This is a genomic window from Archangium violaceum Cb vi76, assembly GCF_000733295.1.
GTDB lineage: Bacteria > Myxococcota > Myxococcia > Myxococcales > Myxococcaceae > Archangium > Archangium violaceum.
Genome location: NZ_JPMI01000066.1, coordinates 1 through 2,616, shown reverse-complemented (window position 1 = coordinate 2,616; position 2,616 = coordinate 1). Strand labels below are relative to the sequence as shown.

Below are 2,616 nucleotides of genomic sequence, written 5' to 3'. Positions count from 1 at the left end.
ACCGGGACGTATCACGCATAATGCACCCCATGGTGCGAATGGGTTTGAGAATCCATGGAGCCGATAGCGCCGAGCCCTCGGGCCTTGGCCGCGTTGAGCCTCTTGAGCGTTTTACGGTCGAGCTTGAACCAGCAGACATGCCCGCGACCACCGCCCTCCACAGGTTCGAGCCATCCTCTCTTCATCCAATAGCGCACGATGGCCTCGGAGACATTGAAACGTCCGGCTACGCCGCGGACGGAATAGAGCCCATCTGCCCGGCGAGCAGGCTGTTGTCCGGTACCTACAGACATGGGCAGGTGGCGTAGGCCCTGGCGGCTACGCACCCGCGCTACTGTCCTCGTGTTCCAGGGAATGTTGGCGCCCGAGTGCAAGCCGCGTTGGTTGAGCTCCGCCACTATCTGCGCATCCGTCTTCTTCTGCTTGAACAAGCGGTTGATGAGCTCGATGGCCTCGGGTGGATTCTTCCGCGTATGGAATCCCGTGCGGCGCGGCACGGTGAAGTCGCTGACCGCCCCAGTCACCCACACCACTTGGACGCGGGTCATTCCCTTCGGCTCCTCGGTCGGACTCAGCGCTACCTTCTGCACCAGGATGCGTAAGAGATTCTTGCGCTCCGCGTTCGTCGTGCTCGGTGCGTTCCAGACACGCGGCAGGTCCTTGGCCAGTGCGAGAATGCGCGTTCTATCCTCCTCGGTCAGCTCCAGCTTCTGACGGCGCAGCACCTGCTGGTACTCGCTCTCCAGTTCCTGCAGCTCGCGCAGTTTGTCGTTCCACTCGGTTTCGAGTGTGCGGGCCACCACCCGATTGTCCGGGTCCACGGCCTTGTAGCGGCGTTCGGCGAGCTGCGCCTCGTAACGCGTCCGTTCCAGCCGCAGCTTCCACTGCTGATGGAGCTGCTCGGCCTGGCGTTCCACTTCGCGCGCCACAGCCAGTCCGAGCTCCACCTCTGGAGGTTGCACGGCCTCCAGGAACAGCCGGGCGACTGCTTCATCAATGCCCCGGGCTGCCACCATCCAACACAGCTGCTTGCCTTCCACCAGCACGGAGGCACTTCGGCATTCGTAATAGGGGTGGTGCTGGGTGCCGCGGTAGCTGATGCTCATGCGGTGGCCGCACCGTCCACACAGAACCAGGCCTTGCAACAACGCAGCTCCTTCACGAGCGGCGCCATGCTGATGCGGCAGGTGCTTCGTCCGATTGCCCTGGAGCCTCTCCTGGTTGGCCATGAACTCCTCCCAGCTGATGTAGGCCGGGTGGTGGTCGCGCAGACATACCTTCCAGTCCTGGCGCGGCAGGAACGTGGTGTGCCGTTGCTTCAGCTCTCCTTGCACCAACGCCATCCGGACTTCCTTGCGGCCATAGACATAGGCGCCTGCGTACAGAGGGTTGTGGAGCATGTCGAGCACGCCCTTGTGACGCGGGGGCTCCCAATGCAGTTGCCTTCCCCGGAGTTGGTGCGTCGGTAGCTTCAATCCATGGTGGGCAAAGTACCGCACGACCGCGTAGGCACTGCTGTCGAGGCGGAAACGCTCGAAGACCAGCCGCACCGCACGTTGCACTTGCTCGTCTGGGTCCAGGCGTAGCCGGTGCGTCGCTTCGTCCCATTGGTAACCGACAGGAGGCACGAGGAAGAGCTCACCGCGCCGGGCCTTGGACAGCTTTCCACCCTGTAGCCGCAGTCGCATCCAGTATTGCTCGGCCTCGCTCATGGTGCCCTTGAGCCCCAGCAGGAGCCGGTCGTTGTAGTCTCGTGGGGTGTAGACGGCCTGCTCATCCGCGATGAGAACGTCGGCCAGGGCGCACAAGTCCAGCAAGTGCTGCCAGTCCGCGGAGGAACGCGCCAGCCGAGAGACCTCGAGCGCGAAGATGACACCGACGCGTCCGTGGGCGACGTCCTCGGCCAGTCGCTGGAAACCAGAGCGCCAGGCCGTCCCAGCGCCGCTTTGCCCCAGGTCCTCATCAAGGACGTCGATGCGCTCGGCCGGCCAGCCAAGCTCCTGCGCACGCTGTCTCAAGGCATACTGGCGAGCCGTGGACTCACGATGCTCGTGGACCTGCTTGAGCGTGGACTGTCGCAGATAGACGACGGCTCGGCGTTCGAGGTGGGTCGCCTGTATCTTGTCGCTCATGGTCCTCCTCCGCGCCGTCGGCCTCGGCGCGCAGCACCTTGTGCAGCAGGCTGGCCCAGGCTCCCAGCAATGCGCCCCTTGCTGTCGCGGGCAGGTGCGACCAGGGCAGGTCGGCTTCGGGCAACCGCGGCGCTGGCATGAGTGAACCTAGGCTCCCCCTCGGGTTTGAGAGGAGGCTCCAAAGCGGGGGACTTGCCTGGCGCTATGCTGACTGCGCGGGCAAGTTCCAGGAGGGCGCTGGCACTCAGTCGGACCTGCCGACCACCATGAACCGGAACAACCATGGGAATGGAGCGATCCGTCCACTCAACTGGCAGCCGAATGAGCCCTCCACTTGGATGCTCGGCATCAATGTACTGCCGCCCATTCTGGCTACGGACGGTGCGCACCACCGCCAAGCGCATGCCTCGTAATGGGTGCACTGGGAAGATGATGCTCACACATTCTGAACTCGCTGCACCTTGGGGTGCAGTTTGAGCCCTAC

Annotated in this window: 1 protein-coding gene; it reads right to left on the bottom strand. The window is 63.8% G+C overall.

Annotated features, from left to right (window positions below; genetic code table 11):
- Window positions 1-11: 11 nt before the first annotated feature.
- Window positions 12-2,132 (bottom strand): recombinase family protein, encoded by a 2,121-nt coding sequence (locus Q664_RS10735; RefSeq protein WP_043393133.1) that lies wholly within the window; start codon window positions 2,130-2,132, stop codon window positions 12-14.
- Between the last annotated feature and the right edge of the window lie 484 nt (window positions 2,133-2,616).